General features: G+C 68.1%; 14 protein-coding genes and 1 riboswitch. Of the genes, 7 read left to right on the plus strand and 7 right to left on the minus strand.

Annotated elements, in window-relative coordinates:
- Positions 1–135 precede the first annotated feature (135 nt).
- The 3 genes from CKO28_RS10300 to CKO28_RS10310 all read left to right on the plus strand — a co-directional run bounded on the left by CKO28_RS10300 (position 136) and on the right by CKO28_RS10310 (position 2,062).
- Positions 136–600, plus strand: coding sequence for a hypothetical protein (locus tag CKO28_RS10300; protein ID WP_200340691.1), 465 nt, complete (start codon positions 136–138; stop codon positions 598–600).
- 28 nt (positions 601–628) lie between these two features.
- On the plus strand, positions 629–772 hold the full coding sequence (locus CKO28_RS10305) for a hypothetical protein (RefSeq protein ID WP_200340692.1): 144 nt from the start codon (positions 629–631) through the stop codon (positions 770–772).
- A 78-nt stretch (positions 773–850) separates the two neighbouring features.
- On the plus strand, positions 851–2,062 hold the full coding sequence (locus tag CKO28_RS10310; RefSeq protein WP_200340693.1) for an E22 family MetX-like putative esterase: 1,212 nt from the start codon (positions 851–853) through the stop codon (positions 2,060–2,062).
- A gap of 145 nt (positions 2,063–2,207) precedes the next feature.
- Here the strand turns inward: CKO28_RS10310 and CKO28_RS10315 are convergent, their stop codons facing one another.
- Positions 2,208–2,684, minus strand: coding sequence for a copper chaperone PCu(A)C (locus CKO28_RS10315; protein WP_200340694.1), 477 nt, complete (start codon positions 2,682–2,684; stop codon positions 2,208–2,210).
- Between the two features lie 39 nt (positions 2,685–2,723).
- A riboswitch (cobalamin riboswitch) is annotated at positions 2,724–2,938 on the minus strand.
- Between the two features lie 359 nt (positions 2,939–3,297).
- Here CKO28_RS10315 and CKO28_RS10320 point away from each other — a divergent pair.
- Positions 3,298–3,732: a response regulator gene (locus tag CKO28_RS10320; RefSeq protein ID WP_200340695.1), complete on the plus strand. Its 435-nt coding sequence runs from the start codon at positions 3,298–3,300 to the stop codon at positions 3,730–3,732.
- 155 nt (positions 3,733–3,887) lie between these two features.
- Complete coding sequence (locus CKO28_RS10325; protein ID WP_200340696.1) at positions 3,888–4,463, plus strand: helix-hairpin-helix domain-containing protein; 576 nt, start codon at positions 3,888–3,890, stop codon at positions 4,461–4,463.
- A 57-nt stretch (positions 4,464–4,520) separates the two neighbouring features.
- On the opposite strand, the gene CKO28_RS10330 is transcribed toward CKO28_RS10325, so the two are convergent.
- Together CKO28_RS10330 and CKO28_RS10335 are read right to left on the minus strand one after the other, a co-directional pair.
- Positions 4,521–5,588, minus strand: a complete 1,068-nt coding sequence (locus tag CKO28_RS10330; RefSeq protein ID WP_242480472.1) for a cold shock domain-containing protein — start codon at positions 5,586–5,588, stop codon at positions 4,521–4,523.
- 314 nt (positions 5,589–5,902) lie between these two features.
- Complete coding sequence (locus CKO28_RS10335) at positions 5,903–6,922, minus strand: formylglycine-generating enzyme family protein (protein ID WP_200340698.1); 1,020 nt, start codon at positions 6,920–6,922, stop codon at positions 5,903–5,905.
- A 530-nt stretch (positions 6,923–7,452) separates the two neighbouring features.
- On the opposite strand from CKO28_RS10335, the gene CKO28_RS10340 reads away from it, so the two are divergent.
- Entirely contained in the window at positions 7,453–8,919 is a 1,467-nt protein-coding gene (locus CKO28_RS10340) for a class I SAM-dependent methyltransferase (RefSeq protein ID WP_200340699.1), read from the plus strand.
- Positions 8,920–9,086: 167 nt separating this feature from the next.
- Here the strand turns inward: CKO28_RS10340 and CKO28_RS10345 are convergent, their stop codons facing one another.
- Complete coding sequence (locus CKO28_RS10345; RefSeq protein ID WP_200340700.1) at positions 9,087–10,580, minus strand: sensor histidine kinase; 1,494 nt, start codon at positions 10,578–10,580, stop codon at positions 9,087–9,089.
- Between the two features lie 189 nt (positions 10,581–10,769).
- Between CKO28_RS10345 and CKO28_RS10350 the strand changes: the two genes are divergently transcribed.
- The gene (locus tag CKO28_RS10350) at positions 10,770–12,089 is read left to right on the plus strand and encodes an OmpP1/FadL family transporter (protein ID WP_200340701.1); all 1,320 of its coding nucleotides are present in this window, start codon (positions 10,770–10,772) and stop codon (positions 12,087–12,089) included.
- Positions 12,090–12,133: 44 nt separating this feature from the next.
- Here the strand turns inward: CKO28_RS10350 and CKO28_RS10355 are convergent, their stop codons facing one another.
- The 3 genes from CKO28_RS10355 to CKO28_RS10365 all read right to left on the minus strand — a co-directional run bounded on the left by CKO28_RS10355 (position 12,134) and on the right by CKO28_RS10365 (position 17,149).
- Positions 12,134–13,789: a SpoVR family protein gene (locus CKO28_RS10355; protein WP_437127625.1), complete on the minus strand. Its 1,656-nt coding sequence runs from the start codon at positions 13,787–13,789 to the stop codon at positions 12,134–12,136.
- The gene (locus CKO28_RS10360) at positions 13,786–15,099 is read right to left on the minus strand and encodes a YeaH/YhbH family protein (RefSeq protein WP_200340702.1); all 1,314 of its coding nucleotides are present in this window, start codon (positions 15,097–15,099) and stop codon (positions 13,786–13,788) included. The genes CKO28_RS10355 and CKO28_RS10360 overlap by 4 nt, the downstream gene beginning before the upstream one ends.
- A 106-nt stretch (positions 15,100–15,205) precedes the next feature.
- Complete coding sequence (locus CKO28_RS10365; protein ID WP_200340703.1) at positions 15,206–17,149, minus strand: PrkA family serine protein kinase; 1,944 nt, start codon at positions 17,147–17,149, stop codon at positions 15,206–15,208.
- Between the last annotated feature and the right edge of the window lie 109 nt (positions 17,150–17,258).

Genomic DNA, 17,258 nt, shown 5'->3' on the forward strand with positions numbered 1-17,258 from the left:
CGGAGCGCGACCGCGCCGGGCCGGCGAAGTCGGTTGATCGTGTGCGGCGTGTCGGCCTATCGTTCAAGCCAGGATCCGGGCGGCGGCATGCCAGCCCGGCCGCCCACGGGAGCCGATAAAACGGGGAGGGACGCCGTGGCTTACTGGACCGGTCTCGTACTGGCGGCGATCGCGGTTGCGTTCCTGGTCACCGGCTGGCGCCGGCGTCAAGCGGTGCGCGCGGAGCGGGTGGCGCTCGGCTACGCGCCCGGGGACGACACGCCGCAGCGCCGCAACCCCTATTCCTCGATCACCGTCCTGGGCGATGCGATGCCGCCGATCATCGCGGTCGCGCTCGGCTTCGTCGGCATCAAGGCGGTATTCTTCTACGCCGCGCTGGGGGGCGGCATCTTCACGGTGGTGGACCTCGCCGGCTTCCTAGCCCTGCTGGGCGGCTACGGCGCCTGGATGTGGTGGCACAGCCGCTACCGCTTCGCCGAGCCGGGCGTCACCGCGCAGCCGGCCGCTCCGGAGACGACCTCGGGTGAACCCGAGCCGGCCGAAGCCACGTCCCCAAGCGACGCGGCGGACGGCGCGCCCGGCCGGCGCCGCGCGGCCTGAACCGCGCTGCTGGACGCGGTCCGCGCGCATGTCGTCCACCTTCGGCATCCTGTTCGAGCTGCTGTTCTCCGGCGCGGCGCTGGCGTTCGGGGTCTGGCAGTTGATCTCCGTGCGCCGCGCCCAGCGGGAGGATGCGCGCCAGGACCGCGACGCCGGCGCGTCCGCGCCGTAGCCGCGGCGTCCCAGGTACGAGAATCCCGCGTGACCGGCGGTGCCGGCGCGCCGAACCAGCCTTGAAGGAGTTGCATCGATGGTCCGTATCGTCCGCGCCGTGCGCGCCTGCGCCGCCGCGGCTGCGCTGGCCGTAGCCGTGTCCGCCACCGGCCCGGCGGCCGCCTACGAGCCGATCGTGGAGAAGAAGACCTTCACGATGGACAGCTACACCACGATCAACGGGGAGACGATCCGCGAGCTGAAGGTCGGCTGGGAAGCTTACGGCACCCTCAATCAGGCCCGCGATAACGTGATCCTGATTGCGCACTTCTTCTCCGGCACGAGCCATGCCGCCGGGCGCTACAGCCAGGACGGTGCGCGCGGCTACTGGGACAGCATCATCGGCAGCGGCAAGCCGATCGACACCGACAAGTACTACGTGATTTCGGTGGATTCGCTGGTGAACCTGAACACCGGCAGCGAGCACGTGGTCACCACCGGGCCGGCCAGCACCAATCCGGAGACCGGCGAGCCGTACGGCATGGACTTCCCGATCGTCGAAATCGGCGATTTCGTGCGGGTGCAGAAGCGCCTGCTGGCGAACCTCGGGATCGATCGGCTGCACGCCGTGATGGGCGCCTCGATGGGCGCGCTGCAGGCCTACGACTGGGCCAGCCGCTATCCCGACGCGGTGGACCGGGTAATCCCGGTGATCGGCAGCGGCTTCGCCGACCCGTTCCTGATCGGCTGGCTCGACGTCTGGGCGCAGCCGATCCGCCTGGATCCCAATTGGAACGGCGGCGACTATTACGGCGGCGAACGGCCCAAGGCCGGTCTCGCGGCGGCGCTCAAGACGGTGACGCTGCACGCCCAGAGCTGGCCGTGGGCGCAGCAGGCGTTCGGGCGCACGTGGGCCAACGAGGACGCTGATCCGGCCAAGTCGTTCGACAACAGCTACGCGGTCGAGGCGACGCTGGACAAGGTCGCGAAAGACCGCGCCGCGACCGCCGATGCCAACCACTTCCTGTATCTCGTCAAGGCGAACCAGTTGTTCGTCGCCGGCAGCAAGGACACCCCCGAGGCCGGCCTGAAGGCGATCGACGCGCCGACGCTGATGCTGCAGGCGGAGGGCGATCTGGTGTTCTTCCCCGGGCTTGCCGATCAGACGCAGCGGATGATCGAAAGCGACGGCACACCGGTCGAGCGCGCCCGCATCCCGGGCGACCGCGGCCATCTGAACGGGGTTCTCAACATCCAGAGCCAGGGCGACAAGATCCGGGCATTTCTGGACCGGAAGGTCGGGGAGTAGAGCAAGCCCGAGGCAAGCCGAAGGCGGCTTTCGTCGTGAGTTTCAACTTCCCTCCCCGGCCGCGGTCGCCCGGACGAACACGGGGCGGCACCGCCCCCGTCGGTGCCGCCCCGTTTTGCCGGCGGAAATATCAAGCGCCGGCGCGCTACATCATCTCGTCGGCTTGATCGGGCGCCATCACGGTGATCTCGACCGGGATCTCGCCGGCTTCCGCGAACTCCAGGTGCGCCTCGAAGCTGTCGCCGGCGCGCAGCACGCGCTGAACGTCGTTGAACACCAGACGGACGCCCTGGGGATGCAGCGTGACCGCCTGGCCCGGCTGGAGGCTGACCGACGTGAGGTTGCGCATCTCGAGCGCGCCGTCGTCCGTTATCGACTGCGCCTGGATCACGGCGTCGTCGGCGAACGGCACCTCGGCGCCGACCAGTTTGTCCCCGGTCTCGCCCTCGTTCCACATGGTCACGTAGACCTCGACCGCGTGGGCCATCGACGAGCTGGCGACGGTCCAGCCGTGGCTGACCTTGATGTCGCCCTTGGACGCCGTCTCACCCGGATGGTGCGCGCTCGCCGGCGCGAGCGCGGCGAGCGTCAGGGCAGCGGCGATCACGAATTTCTTCAGCATGTCTCTTCCTTTCCGAGGCCCTCCGCCTCGTGCGTGTTCAGCTCTCCCACGTCGACCGGCAGGTCTCCTGGCTCACGGGTCGCAGCCACCCCTCGGCCTTCCCAAGGCCGCGGCCGCCCGCTTTGCAACGAACGTCCGGTGCCTCAGTGGCGTCGGTGAGGGGCAGCTCGCCGATCACAGTTGCGGGGGCAGCGCCGGACTCGCACCGGCTTCCCTCGGATCCGCTGGCGGGAACCGTCGACGCCGCAAGGCTAGCCAAGGCTGCGTCCGGTAACAACCTTGCAAAGCCCGCCGCGCGACCGGCGGGCGCATATTTCGCACTCGATAGATCTGGCGGGACGGTCGCCGGCGGGGGTGAGCGTCGGCGCCGGCCCCGCAAGCCGCCGCTCCGCCGACCCGAGGCGGCCAGGAAATTGGCGGCAACCCTCGGCATATATAAGCCTGGCGAAAAATCAGTATTTAATGCATCGGTTCGAACAGGCTGAGCGCGGTATTTCGTGACTTGAGGTACGTGACCAAGCTGTGTCAGCTATTGCCATTCCGGTTTCAAGTTGAAACGAGGTGACGTCCCCGGCGGCGAGGGCGTCGCCCGGCGTGCCCATGGCGGGAGCCAATGTCCGGAACGGTCCTGATCATCGACGACGACTCCAGCACGCGCATGCGTGTGCGAACCGCCCTGGAACACGAGGGGCTTCGGGTCGTCGAGCAGGATCCGAGCGCGCGACCCACGTCGGAGACGCTGCAGGCCGGCTACGCCGTGATCCTGCTCGACGTCATCATGCCGGACAAAGACGGTTTCGAATATTTGCGCGACATTCGCCGGCTGTGGCCGGAGCAGCGGCTGATCGTCTATTCGCGCGGGTTGAGCGACTATACCGATTACGCGGTCAAGCTGGGCGCCAACGCCGGGATCGATATCGGATGGTCGGCGAACCTGCGCCGCCTGGTCGAGACCGCGCGCCGCTTGGCGAGCGATGCCGGGCGCCCGGGCGGGGGAAAGTCCGGGCACGGGGGCACCCCGCCCAGTAGCCCGGTACGCCGCCGATAGGCGCCGGGCGGTCCGTCCGCGCGTCACCGCGGCGGCGGTTAAAGATCGATCGACGAAGCGGGCTGCACTTTATCGCAGGACGTTTTCGCGTGACACTGGCGCCGGTTGCATCGTCATGAGACGAACGCGGAACCAACCGCCATAGGGGGCGTGCCATGATCGCCGACTTTTTCCGCAAGGGCCTGGATTGGGCGCGGAGCTTCTTCTGGGTTTCCGACTCCGGCACGGACGACAAGGGGACGACCAAGGCGCCGGCCGCGAAGGGATCCTCGGACGCCGCCAAGACGCAGCGGGCCAGCGCCCCGGCGTCGGGGTCGAAGTCGACCGGCCAGCGCCGTCCCGCCGCGGCCAAAACCTCGACCAACAAGCGCGGAACCGGCGGCAGCACACGCGCAGCGGCGAAGAGCGGCGGAGCCGCCACCAAGGGATCCAGCGCCAAGAGCGGCGGCACGGCCGCGGGCGCCGCGCCGAAAACCACCGCATCCAAAAGTACGGCGCCGAAAAGCACCGGGCCGGGCGCGCCCACGGCCGACCCGGCGACACCGGGCGACCTGTCCGAGATCAAGGGCATCGGCCCGGCGATGAAGACCAAACTGGCCCAGCTGGGCATCAACAGTTTCGCCGATCTGGCCGGGGCCGATGCGAACCAGGTGGCCAAGAACCTGGACCAGCGCACGATCACCCCGGAGCGGGTGCGCAGCTGGATCGCCGAGGCGAAAAAGCGCAGCTGATCTCAGCTTAGAGCTCAACTCACGATGAAAGCCGCTCCGGCTTTCATCGGTCTTGCCCTAACCGATCCGTTCGATCGTCTTGGCTTCCAGGCCCTTGGCGCCGGGCCCGGGGGTGTAGCGCACCCGGTCGCCTTCGCTCAGGCGGTCGATCCCGGCGGCCTGGACCGTGTCCTTGCCGACGAAGATGTCGTCCCCGCCGTCGTCCGGGATGATGAAGCCGAAGCCCTTCTCCGGCTTGAAGAACTTCACCCGGCCCGCGGCCTTGCCGGAATCGACGCCGGGCTCGCGCCGCGGCGGCTCGAACGGCTCCGGCTCGGGCGTGCGCGGCGGCTGCTGGGCGGTCGCGCTGGCGGACTGGCTGGGCCGGCTGGGCGGCGCCTGGCGCGGGCGCTGCGCGGCCGGCGAGTTCTGCTTCGCCGCGTCGATCTCGATCGCCGCCAGGGCGCGCCGGACTTCGTGCACCGCCGACGACAGCGTGTCCGAGGTGGCCTTCTGGTCGACCAGTTCGGCGCAGCGATCGGTCGCCTCGCGCAGGCGGTCGGCCAGCGCGTTGCCGCTGCGCTTCCCGCTGTCGCTGCCGGTCGCCTTGGCGGGCGCGGTCTCGGCCGTCGGCGCCGGCGATCCGTCGGCGTCGGTGACGCCACCGCTCTCGGGCGCCGAGCTCGCCACCGGGGCCGCCGGTGCGGCCGCCGGCGCGCTTTCCGTCGAACTGCGCGCGCGGGTGGTCAGGGTCCGGCGCGGCGTGGCGGCGTCGTTGGCCGGGGCGTTCACCTGCGCGGACCCGGCAGGACCCTCCTCCCGCACGAGCTCCGCCGCCGGGGCGGACGGCGCGGCGGGTTTCTCGGACTCGCCCGTGGGCGCCCGATCCTCGGCCTCGGAAGCCGCGTCGGCTTCCAGATCGGCGACCGGCTGACCTTCCGCTTCCGCCTTGGCGCGCTTCAGGATCTGACTGACGGTACCCTGGCTCACGCCGTAATCCTGCGCGATCTGGGCCTGGGTGGCGCCGGCTTGCCGCCGCGCCAACAAGGTCGGCCATTCGCTGCGATCGATTTTGCGTTTACGGGGGCCAGGCGCGCCATCGCCGTGAGCCGGCTGCGCGTTCGACGACAAACCATTATTCGGCATTTAGCACATCACCCGCTTTGAGCGCGGAGCCTTCCAAACAAACCTTGAGGTGGAACGAAGAGCCTTTGGAACCGGCTTACCTCCACCCCTTACCTATCGCATTCATCGGTTATTTCAATGGGTATTTCCGCATCGAGGGGGCTGCGACCGGAAAATTATTAGTCAACCGCCGGTCCGTGCGCCCGCCCACCCACCTTCGGTTATTGCTCGCCCCGGCTGGACACGCGAGGCGCGATTGCAGCGCTATCGCCGGGACGGATCGACATCCGCAGCCGTCGATACCCCGGATGCGGGGGCGCGCCGTCCGTGCCCCGTCATCCGCTGTCGCGGGCGCAGCGGAAGCCGATGTGGCGATGGCCGTCCCGCGGGGCGCGGGAGAAGCCGTCGCGGAAATAGGTGGTCAGCTGGTCCGGTGCTGTGTCGAACACGTAGTCGCCGCCGCGGGTTATCCGGGGCCCGGCGGCCGTGGGATCGTTGCGGCCGTCGTCGGCCTTGTAGGGGTAGGGCCGGACCAGGCTGGCGGTCCATTCCGCGAGGCTGCCCGCCATATCCTGCAGGCCCCGGGGCGTCGCGCCCTTCGGCCTGGAGCCGACCGGTGCGGTCTGGCCGGACGGGTACCCGGCGTAGACGCGCGCATCGCTCGGCGCGGCCGCGCCCCAGGGATAGCGGCGGGCCTGTTGGCCGCGGGCGGCGGCCTCCCACTCGGCCTCGGTGGGCAGACGGGCGCCGCGCCAGCGGCAGTAGTCGCGCGCGCCGCGCCAGGTGGTCTCGGCAACCGGGTGGTCGGCGTAGCCGTCGGCAGCGCGGAAGGCGCCGTCGCGATAGCCGATTCGCGCTTCCGGGTCGTCCAGGGCGACGATCGGATAGGGGGCTTGGGCCGGTCCGTCCTCCAGCAACTGGGACCTGGTCTCGTCGGCAAAATTGTTGGGCCCTGCCTCGGTCGCGGCGAACGGCCTTTGCACGTCCAGATCGAGCGCGTTCAGGTATTCCGCGAACGCGGCGTTGGTCACCTCGGTCCGGTCGATGGCGAAGCCGGTCAGCGTGACGTCGTGCGCCGGCCGGGCGCTGCGCCGGCCCTGAGGGTCGCCGATCGGATAGGTGCCGGCCGGGATCGCCACCATGGCCGCCTGCGCCGCGGTCGAGACCGGCGCTGCCCCGGGATCGATCCGTCGATCGGTCGGCGGGCCGGGCGCCTGGGCCTCGGCCGCGCGCGATGGGAGCCCGAGCAGGCCGACCGCGACCAGGCCGACGGCGACCGGGCCGACCGCGAGCAGACCGTTGGCGAGACGGGCGGTGCGCCCCAGGGGCGGGAAAGGGCGGGTCCAAGAGGGCATGACGGCCTTGCGCTTGCGGGGGCGTGGACAGGCTTGCGGGGATGTCCACGAGGTGGCCATCGACGCGGGCGCGCGGCAAGGGGTGCATACCCGCGCATTTACATGACTACCTGGGTTAAGGCGCATAGTCATCCCGGGCCCGGCTTGGCCACGCGCGTTAGTAGTACAAACCTCCGAAACGTCGTGTCCGCGGTCGTTTCTGAAACGGCGAACCATCGACGCACCGCTACCCGCCACACGATTATGTGAGTGAATCTCTCCGATTTGGGTCAGATTACGAAAGAGCCTTGATGTTAACGGTATCGGAAAGTAATGTACTTAGCGGTTAACGGTATATTAACTATATCAAATAAGTTAACTGAATATTAAAGCACATAAAGAATATGGTTACTAGATTGTAAACGGATTTTGTTTGGGGCTTCCTCTTCGTGCGTGGCGCTCTACAGGCGGGTCAGCGGGGCCCAGGGCGCAACGTATATTTGTCATGTCGAAAGTCGCGACACGGTCGCGACGCACGAAGGGGTCAAGCGATGCTGACGTATGAGCAACTCAAGGGTGGCGAAGGCGACCTGATTCACTACCGGCCGGAACGGTTCGCGGCGAAGGATCTGTTCCAGCAAGGCGTCCCGGACGTCTCCGTCGGCGGTCATCCGCTGGTCCTGCAGGACCTGTCGGTCGGCGGTCTGGGCGTGCTCGACCATTGCCGTGCCGAGGAGGGCCAGGATTGGGCCCAGCGGATCGGCGAGCGGCTGCCGGTGCGCCTGTCGGTGCGCGGCGAGGTGATACACGCCTCGATGGCGGAGGTGCGGCGCTGCGAGGTCAGTGCCGGACGGTCCACGATCGGCCTGCGGCTGGTCGACCGGCACCTCGAGATGGCGGCGCTGGTCGAGAAGTACTGGGAGAGCACCCTGCGCGGCGAGCTCGCCTATCAGACCGCGCCCGATTTGCATCTGGTCGCCCCGGACTATCGGCGCCTGGTCGCCGATACCCAGGCGCTGCTGCGCTACACCCAGCGCACGCTGGCGCGGATGGAGGAGAAGATCGGCACCGACGGGCCCGGGCAGCAGCAGGTCACCGGCCGGATGCTGGCGTTCTGCGAGGAGCAGATCGTCCCGCGCTGGCGCGAGCTGTGGCTGGAGGCGAACGCCATGCTGTGGCCGGTGATGGACGATCCGGCCCGGCTGCGCGCCACCAAGAAGTTCACCGAGGAGGTGCTGACCCCGGAACTGATCGGCGGCCCGATCTGGCACCGCGGCTACGACAAGCCGTTCGGCTATCCGGGCGACTTCCTGCTGATGAAGCAGATCTACGACAATCAGTGGGAGGGTGTCGGGGCCTATAACAAGATCTGTCACCGCCTGGGCGTGTATATTGGCGAGTTCGTCGCCAACCGCATGCTGATGATGAAGGACGAGATCGCCGACAGCGTGTTCGACAAGAACGGCGAGGACACCACGCACATCACCTCGCTCGGCTCCGGGCCGGCGCAGGAGGTGCAGGCCTACCTCGACGCGCTCAGCCTGCCGGGCTCGACCTGCTTCACGCTGATCGACCAGGATCGTCGCGCGCTCGACCTGGCGCACACGGAGAGCCGGCGGCGGGTGCTGCAGCACGGCGGCCGCGCCCGGGTCGACTGCGTCTGGACCTCGTTCATGCAGCTGCTGCGCCCGGGCGCGTTCCTGGAGCAGATGCCGGCCCAGGATCTGATCTACTCGGTCGGCCTGATCGACTACCTGACCGACCGGCGTACCGGCCAGCTGATCGAGCGGCTCTACAAGCACCTGGCGCCCGGCGGGCGGCTGGTATTGGGCAACGTCAAGCGCAGCTCGGAAGCCAGCCTGTGGCCGCTCGAGTTCATCGCCGACTGGAGCCTGATCTACCGCAGCGAGGAGGACATGACGCGCCTCGCCGCGACGATCCCGCAGGCCAGGCAGGAGGTCTTTTCCGACGAGACCAACTGCGTCGTGGTGATGCGCCTGACCAAGCCGGCCGCGTAGGGCGAGATCGCGGAAGGCGCACGCACCTTCCGGGCTGGTCGGGCCCCGGATCGTGCCCGAGCGGGGCCCGCCCGCAGTCGACACGCGCAAGTAGCTCGAGGGCCGGGGCCGCGGGGAACACCCGCGGCCCCTTGTGCATGCACGGCGAGGGCGGACCGGCGCGCGGATCAGCCCGCCCGACGGCGTTGCGACCCCGGGTCGGCGCCGCGGTCCAGAACCCGCGCCTTGGGGAGGTACACGCGCACGGTGGTGCCGGCGCCCAGCTTGCTGTCGAGATCGATCCGGCCCTGGTGCAGGTCGACGATCTGCTTCACCAGCGGCAGGCCGAGGCCGGCCCCGCCGTGGTCGCGGGCGAACGCCGATTCGACCTGCGTGAACGGCTCGAAGATCCGCTCCAGGTCGTCGCCCGAGATGCCGATGCCCTTGTCCGCGACGGCGATCTCGTAGCCGCCGTCCTGCGTCCGGCCGGCCTTCAGGGTGACGCGGCCGCCCTCGCTGGAGAACTTGATGGCGTTGGTCAGCAGGTTGGTCAGCAGCTGGCGGATCAGCCGCGGGTCGGCGCGCAGGTCGACCTCGGGATCGACCGGCTGCGCCCGTAGCCGGACACCCCGCTCGCCCGCCTGCTGGGTCATCGACTGCATTACCGTCTCGACCGTCTCGCCCATCGGGACGACGTCCTCGTTCAGCCGCAGCGCGCCGGCGTCCGCCTTGGCCAGTTCGAGGATGTCGTCGAGGATGCCCAGGAGATGGCGGGCGCTGTTCAGGATGTGCTCGGCGTAGCTGCTGTATTTCGAATTCTCGATCTTGCCCAGCATTTGCAGCGAGATCACCTCGGCAAAGCCGATCACCGCGTTGAGTGGCGTGCGCAATTCGTGGCTCATGGTCGCCAGGAACTGGCTCTTCGCCTGGTTCGCGGCGTTCGCCTGCCGGCGCTGGAAGTTCGCCTCGCGCATCGCGATTTGCAGGCGGTCCTCGTGGGCGTAGCGCTGCCGGGCGAACAGCTCGACCGTGTAGTTCGACAGCAGCCCGACCCCGACGGTGGCGACCAGGAACGCGGCGTTGGCCCAGATCATCGCCGGCGGAACGTCGTTCAGCAGCAGGGTGGCGAGCAGATAGGCGACCGCCAGCATCACCGTCACCGTGAAGGCGACCAGGAAGTGCAGGCGGATCGCGCTGGTCGAATAAACCACCACGAGACTGAGCCCGGCGTAGTACCAGCCGGCGACCGGCGGGTCGGTCAGCAGGGTCATCGCGATGATGCCGAGACCCGCTAGCCCCATCGCGCTGCCCAGCAGCGGCTGCGCGAACCGGCGGAACGCCTCGGTGTTCACCGTCACCGCCAGCAGGATCAGCATCGGGCAGACGCCCAGAAAGCGGATCGCCAGCAGCGGCGGGACGTGTTCCGGCGCCACCACGATCAGGTCCAGGATGCCGAACGCCCCATAGATACCGGCGCCCAGGAACAGCGCGGCGCGCAGAATGCTGCGCGACCGGTTGAAGAAGTCGCGCCGGAAGTCGGCCTCCACCTCGGGGTGGGTGAAGGTGGGCGGAAATCGGCGGATGGTCAGTTGCGGCTCGCCGCCCGCCGTGTCTCCGGTCGTGCCGGGTTCGGGCGCCGCGGGCGTTTCCGTCGGATCCTGGGAGAGGTGAGGTTGGGTCATCTTGGGCTGCCGGGTCTGCGCGGCGTTGGGCGGGCGACGAAAACGCGCAGGCCTTCACGATTCATTAATGCTGTGAAGAAGACATTAACCTGCATAACGGGGCAGGCAAGTTGCTTCAATCCAAGTGTATTAAAGCATCGCCGTGTCGGTTTAGCTATGCCAGCCGAGAGAGCGCGAGGGGAGATCAGGTTGTTCTTCGAGGCAAAACTGCAAGCGCTGCGCCGCGACCAAAACAGCGCTCGTGTCGTGGTTTTTTCGATCGCCGCGATATTCGCGCTCGGGGCGGCCAATCCGGCGGCCGCGGGCGGCTATCAGCTGCGCCAGCACGGCGCCGGCGCCCAGGCGACGGCGATCGCCGGCGCGACGGCCGGGGCGCACGGCCTGGAGAACCTGTTCTTCAACCCCGCCGTCGCCGGCCTGTCCGAACGCCCGGAAGCAGCCCTGTCCGCCACCCTGATCGCGCCGGCGAGCGAGATCACCGGGGCCCAAGGCAGCATAAGCGCCACCAATGTCGGCGGCTCGACGCGGTTGGACGACGCGATGCCGAACCCGGTGGTCCCAGCGTTCTACGCCGCCGCGCCGCTGGACGCCGAAGTCGCTGGCGGCGGGGTGTCGCTGGGGTTTTCCGCGAGCGCGCCGTTCGGCCTGGAAACCGACTACGGCCGCGACTGGCAGGGCCGCTACCACGCCGTCGGCACCGAAGTGGTGACGTTTAACCTGAACCCGATGCTGGCGTACCGGGCGAGCGACACGCTGACGCTGGGCGCCGGCGTGCAGGCGCAATACTTCCGGGGCGTGCTGTCGAATGCGGTTGCCTTGAGCGGAGGCTCCGACGGTTTCGTCGAAGTCGACGCGGATGACTGGGCGTTCGGCTTCAACGTCGGTGCGCTCTGGACGCCGGTGGCGGGGACCCGGCTGGGTCTGGCGTACCGCTCGGCGGTCGATCACAGCCTTGACGGCCAAGCCGACTTTTCCGCTGGCGTGCCCTTCGCCGATACCGGCGCCCGCGCGGACATCACCACGCCCCGGTCGGTCACGCTCGGCATAAGCCAGGCGTTGAACGACCGCTGGACCCTGCTGGGCGAGGCGCAGTGGACCGACTGGAGCACGTTCGACCAGCTGGTCGTCGCGTTCGACAACCCGGGACAGGACCCGGACGTCACCCGCCAGGACTGGCACGATGGCTGGTTCGCGTCCGTGGGCGCGCGCTACCGGGCGAGCGATGCGCTGAGCGTCTCCGCCGGCGCCGCCTACGACTGGTCGCCGGTGCCGGACGACACCCTGACCCCGCGCATCCCCGACGCGGACCGGGCGTGGCTTTCGCTGGGCCTGGACTGGACGCCGGAGGATTGGCTTCGGCTCAAACTCGGCTACGCCCACCTGTTCATGCCGGCGCGCACGATCGAGCTGCAGCAGGGCGATCCGGGTAACGACCGCCGCGGCGACCTGACGGCGACCACCGACACCGACGTCGACATCGTCTCCGTCACCTTCGCCCTGCGGTTCTGAGCGGGAGCGGCGATGGCGTCGGCACGCCCTGAGGGCGTCGTGGCTCAGTCCTTCGGGTTGTGCACGGCGATCCGTTCGCCGGTATCGGCGTCGACTTCACTCAGCTGCACGTCGTAGCCCCACAGGAAGGCGATGTGGCGCAGCACCCGGCGGGTTTCCATCGCGTCCAACTGGCGGCGGTCCTGCACCCGGTGCTCCAGATAGAGCTTGCGGTCGCCGCGCAGGTTCGCCTCCGTCACCTCGATCCGGGGCTGCGCGGCGACCGGATCGTGCGCTTCCGACAGCGCGCGGCGCAGGCGCTTGTAGCCGGCGTCGTCGTGGATTGCCTCGACGACGTAGTTGTCCTCCGCACTGTCGTCGCGCAGCTTGAACAGCCGCAGGTCGCGGATCAGCCGCGGGGACAGATACTGCAGGATAAAGCTCTCGTCGCGGAACTCCGCCCAGGCCTCGCGCAGCGTCTGATACGGTTTGCCGTTGCCGGCGATCTGCGGGAACCAAGCCTTATCCTCGTCCGTCGGCTCGGTGCAGATGCGCTCGATGTCCTGCATCATCGCGAAGCCGAGGGCGTATGGGTTCATGCCCGAGAAGCCGCGGTCGTCGAAGTTCGGCTGCGCGATCACGTGGGCGTGCAGATGCAGGAACTCCAGCATCGCGCCCTCGTCGATCTGCCCCTTGTCGCGCAGCCGGTTCATGATCTGGTAGTGGGTCCAGGTGGCGCAGCCCTCGTTCATCATCTTGGTCTGGCGCTGCGGCTCGAAATAGGCCGCCAGCTCGCGCACCATCTGCAAGAGGTCGCGCTGCCAGTTCTCCAGCAGCGGGGCGTGCGCTTCCAGGAAGTACAGCAGGTTCTCCTCCGGCAGGCCGAGGGCGCGGCGCTGCGCCTCCAACTGCTCGTCCTCCGGCTCGCGGACCTGGCCGCCCGATGGCTTGGGCACGGTGCGCAGCCACAAATCGTCGGTCGCCTCCCGCTCGGCGTGGCGCTGCTGCGCCCGCCGCCGGCGCTCCGCGGCCAGGTCCGGGCGGTCGCCGCGGCGGTCGCGGTCGACGCCCTGGGCCGACAGGGCGTGCGCGGCGTCCAGGATCCGCTCGACCGCCTGCTGGCCGTGGTACTCCTCGCACTCCGCCACCAGCCGGCGGGCGTAGCGCAGGTCTTCCAGGATGCTGTCCGCGTCGGTCCAGCGCTTGAACGTCTGGTTGTGCTTGAAGAAGTGGTTGTGCCCCATGGCGGCGTGGGCGATCACGGTCGCCTGGGTCGCCATGGTGTTCTCTTCCATGATGTAGCAGAGCGACGGGTTGGCGTTGATCACGATCTCCAGCGCCAGGCTCTGCAGCCCCTTGCGGTACAGCGTCTCCTGCTGGGCGAAGCGCTTGCCGAACGACCAGTGGGAGTACATCACCGGCATGCCGACCGAGGCGTACGCGTCGAGCATCTGCTCGGCGGTGATCACCTCCAGCCGGGTCGGGTAGAGGTCGAGGCCGAGCTCGCCCTGCGCGATCTCCTCGATCGCGTCGTAGGTCCGCTGGATGGTATCGAAGTTCCAGTCGGCGCCCTCGAACAGCAGCTGACCCGACTTCTTGGGTGCGGGCGCGCCGGCCTTGGCGGCGCCGGTCTTCTTGGTCTGCGTCTTCGTCCGGCGCTTGGCCTGGCCGCCCTTCTTGCCGCCGCCGTGGGCGCCGGTGTTCGGCTTATCCGCGCTCAAGACGTTGTCTCCCGCTGCCGGAACAGGTCGTGGAACACGGGGTAGATGTCGCCCGGCTCGCCGATCCGGCGCATCGTGAAATTGTCCTGCTCCTGCGACAGCGGTTCGTAGCCGCGCCACAGGTCGCTCTCGTCGCTGTCGACGAAGCCGGTGCGCAGCCGCTGGCCGGGGTCGATCTCGACGTACGCCATGTACTGCGTGATCGGCAGGATATGCTCGCGCAGCAGTTCGGCGCAGTGCTTCACGTCGCCCGGCACGTCGTCGCCGTCGGAGGCCTGGGCCACGTAGATGTTCCAGGACGAGGTCGGGTAACGCTCCTCGACCACCCGCAGCATCTCCTTCAGCGCCGAGGATACGATCGTCCCGCCGGTCTGCTGGCCGTGGAAAAAGGTGTCCTCGTCGACCTCGCTAGCGAAATTGGTGTGCCGGATGAACACCACGTGGACGCTGTCGTAGTGCCGCTGCAGGAACAGGTGCAGCAGCATGAAGAAGCGCTTGGCGAGCTCCTTCATCTCCTGGTTCATCGAGGCGGAGACGTCCATCAGGCAGAACATCACCGCCTGGGCGATCGGCTGGGGCACGTGTTCGAAACGGTTGTAGCGCAGGTCGTACGGGTCGATGTACGGGACCTTGCTGCGCTTGCGTTTGAGGTGCTCCAGGCGCTCCTTCAGTTCGGCGATCCGGGTTTCCGCGGGCCGGCCGTCGGCCGGCTGGATCTCGCCCGCCTGCAGGCGTTCCAGTTCGCGCTCGATTTCCTCGATCGCCGCCGGCTTGGGCCGGCCGAGCGCGGCCCGGCGGGCCAGCGAGTAGCGCATCGTGCGAACCATGTTGAGCCGGTTCTGCGGCCCGCTGGTGGCGTAGCCGGCGCGCTTGGGCTTGGCCGCCTCTTCCGACTTCAGCTCGCGCTTCACCATGTCGGGCAGGCGCAGGTCCTCGAACAGCAGGTCGAGGAACTCGTCGCGCGACAGGGTGAACACGAAGTCGTCCTCGCCTTCGCCGTCCTCGCTGGCGTTGGAGCCGCTCCCGCCGCCCTGCGGCGGCCGTCGGATCTGGTCGCCTTCCCGGAACTCCTTGTTGCCGGGCAGTACCCGGCTGCGCTGGCCGATCGAGTGATCGCGCTTGAATTCCGGCTCGTGGGTGCCGTCGGTGGGAATGGTCACCGTCTCGCCCGACGAGGTGTCGGAGACGCTGCGCCGGCGGATGTTCTCGGCCAGCGCCTCGCGCAGCTGGGTGCGTGTCCGGCTGACGAAGCGTTGACGGTTGCCGAGGTTCTTGCCTTTGGGGTTCTGCCGGCGATCGATGATCCGCATGGCGCTTCAAGATCCTCCGATCGTCTCGGGGTGCGGCGCCGCCGCCCGGACCGTCGAGGTCCGGGCGGGTGACCGGCGGATCGGCCGCCGGGTGTCGGGCGCCACTTTAGCCGGCCTCCCGCACGCGCATGTACCACTCGACCAGGCGGCGGACCTGCCGCTCGGTGTAGCCGCGGGTGACCATGCGATCCAGGAACGCCTTGTGCTTGTCGGCCTGTTCGCTGTCCTGCTTGCTGCCGAACGAGATCACCGGCAGCAGCTCCTCGATCTGCGAGAACATCCGCTGCTCGATCACGTCGCGGATCTTCTCGTACGAGGTCCAGCGCGGGTTGGTCCCGCCCTGCTGGGCGCGCTGCCGCAGGGCGTACTTGACCACCTCGTTGCGGAAGTCCTTCGGGTTGCGGATACCCGCGGGCTTCTCGGTCTTGGCCAGCTCCCGGTCGAGCGCGTCGCGGTCCATGATCTGGCCGGTGTCCGGGTCCTTGAAGTCCTGACCTTCGACCCACGCGTCGGCGTAGGCGATGTAGCGGTCGAACAGGTTCTGACCGTAGTCCTCGTAGCTCTCCAGGTAGGCCTTTTGGATCTCCTTGCCGATGTACTCGGCATAGCGCGGCGCCAGTTCTTCCTTGATGAAGGCGATGTACTTCTGCTCGCGCTCCTGGTCGAGCTGTTCGCGCCGGATCGCGTTTTCCAGCACGTACATCAGGTGTACCGGATCGGCCGCCACCTCGTGGGTGTCGAAGTTGAAGGTCTCGGACAGGACCTTGTAGGCGAACCGGGTGGACATGCCGTCCATCCCCTCGTCCACGCCGGCGGCGTCGCGGTACTCCTGGACCGTCTTGGCGTGCGGGTCGGTGCCCTTCAGGTCCTCACCGTTGTAGACCCGCATCTTGGCGTACAGGGACGAGTTCTCGTGCGGCTTGAGCCGGGTGAGCACCGAGAAGCGCGCCATCATGTCGAGCGTGCCGGGCGCGCACGGCGCCTTCGCCAGCTCCGACTGGGCGAGCAGCTTGTCGTAGATCTTCGCCTCTTCGTCGACGCGCAGGCAGTAGGGCACGCGGATCAGGCTGATCCGGTCCAGGAAGGCCTCGTTGTTGCGGTTGGCCTTGAACGACTTCCACTCGGATTCGTTCGAGTGCGCCATGATAATGCCCTGGTAGGGTAGCGCGCCGACGTTCTCCGAGCCGACGTAGTTGCGCTCCTGCGTGGCCGTCAGAAGCGGATGCAGCATCTTCTGCGGCGCCTTGAACATCTCGACGAACTCCAGGAGGCCCTGGGTCGTCAGGTTCAGCGCGCCGGCATAGGAGTACGCGTCCGGGTCCTCCTGGCTGTAGAACTCCAGCATCCGGATGTCCGGCTTGCCGACCAGGGAGGAAATGTCCTGGTTGTTCTCGTCGCCGGGCTCCGCTTTGGCGACGGCGATCTGCCGCAGCTTGGAGGGGTGCAGGCGGATCACCGTGAACTTGGCGACGTCGCCGCCGAATTCGTCCAGCCGCTTGACCGCCCAGGCGGAGCACAGGCCGGGCAGGCGCCGGACCGGGATGCCGTACTCGCTCTCCAGGCTTGGGCCGTCGCGCTCGGGATCGAACAGGCCGAGCGGGCTTTCGTAGATCGGCGAGATCCGGTCGCCCGCCTTGAGGACATAGATCGGCTGGTCCTCCATCAGCTTCTTCATCCGCTCGGCCAGCGACGATTTGCCGCCGCCCACTGGGCCCAGCAGGTAGAGTATCTGCTTGCGCTCCTCCAGGCCTTGAGCGGCGTGGCGCAGGAAGGCGACCAGCCGCTCGATCGTCTCCTCCATGCCGTAGAAGTCGGAGAAGGCCGGGTAATAGCGAATCGTCCGGTTCTGAAAGATGCGCCCAAGCCGGCTGTCCTTGGAGGTATCGATCACCTCCGGATCGCCGATCGCCTCAAGCAGGCGTTCGGCGGCGCTGGAATAGGCCGTCGGATCCTTGCTGCAGAGGTCGAGGTATTCCTGCAGCGACATCTCCGCGTGCTGACGCGTGCCATAGCGTTCAAGGAGATTGTCGAAAACCTGGCTTTGGCTCATCGCGATCTCACTCCGAAGTGGATCATCCGGCTGTCGGTTAAAACATTCGTGCGCGACAGCGGGCTTGTACAAAAGATTGTGGCTCACAGTGCCCGTTACGCAAAGGGGG

The sequence above is a fragment of the Rhodovibrio sodomensis genome, assembly GCF_016583645.1.
In the GTDB taxonomy this organism is placed as follows: Bacteria; Pseudomonadota; Alphaproteobacteria; order Kiloniellales; family Rhodovibrionaceae; genus Rhodovibrio; species Rhodovibrio sodomensis.

What these genes read in the sequence shown, in the direction of transcription:
- CKO28_RS10305 (WP_200340692.1), top strand. Translation starts at nt 629, where the DNA reads ATGTCGTCCACCTTCGGCATCCTGTTCGAGCTGCTGTTCTCCGGCGCG.
- CKO28_RS10310 (WP_200340693.1), top strand. Translation starts at nt 851, where the DNA reads ATGGTCCGTATCGTCCGCGCCGTGCGCGCCTGCGCCGCCGCGGCTGCG.
- CKO28_RS10315 (WP_200340694.1), bottom strand. Translation starts at nt 2,684, where the DNA reads ATGCTGAAGAAATTCGTGATCGCCGCTGCCCTGACGCTCGCCGCGCTC.
- CKO28_RS10320 (WP_200340695.1), top strand. Translation starts at nt 3,298, where the DNA reads ATGTCCGGAACGGTCCTGATCATCGACGACGACTCCAGCACGCGCATG.
- CKO28_RS10325 (WP_200340696.1), top strand. Translation starts at nt 3,888, where the DNA reads ATGATCGCCGACTTTTTCCGCAAGGGCCTGGATTGGGCGCGGAGCTTC.
- CKO28_RS10330 (WP_242480472.1), bottom strand. Translation starts at nt 5,588, where the DNA reads ATGCCGAATAATGGTTTGTCGTCGAACGCGCAGCCGGCTCACGGCGAT.
- CKO28_RS10335 (WP_200340698.1), bottom strand. Translation starts at nt 6,922, where the DNA reads ATGCCCTCTTGGACCCGCCCTTTCCCGCCCCTGGGGCGCACCGCCCGT.
- CKO28_RS10340 (WP_200340699.1), top strand. Translation starts at nt 7,453, where the DNA reads ATGCTGACGTATGAGCAACTCAAGGGTGGCGAAGGCGACCTGATTCAC.
- CKO28_RS10345 (WP_200340700.1), bottom strand. Translation starts at nt 10,580, where the DNA reads ATGACCCAACCTCACCTCTCCCAGGATCCGACGGAAACGCCCGCGGCG.
- CKO28_RS10360 (WP_200340702.1), bottom strand. Translation starts at nt 15,099, where the DNA reads ATGCGGATCATCGATCGCCGGCAGAACCCCAAAGGCAAGAACCTCGGC.
- CKO28_RS10365 (WP_200340703.1), bottom strand. Translation starts at nt 17,149, where the DNA reads ATGAGCCAAAGCCAGGTTTTCGACAATCTCCTTGAACGCTATGGCACG.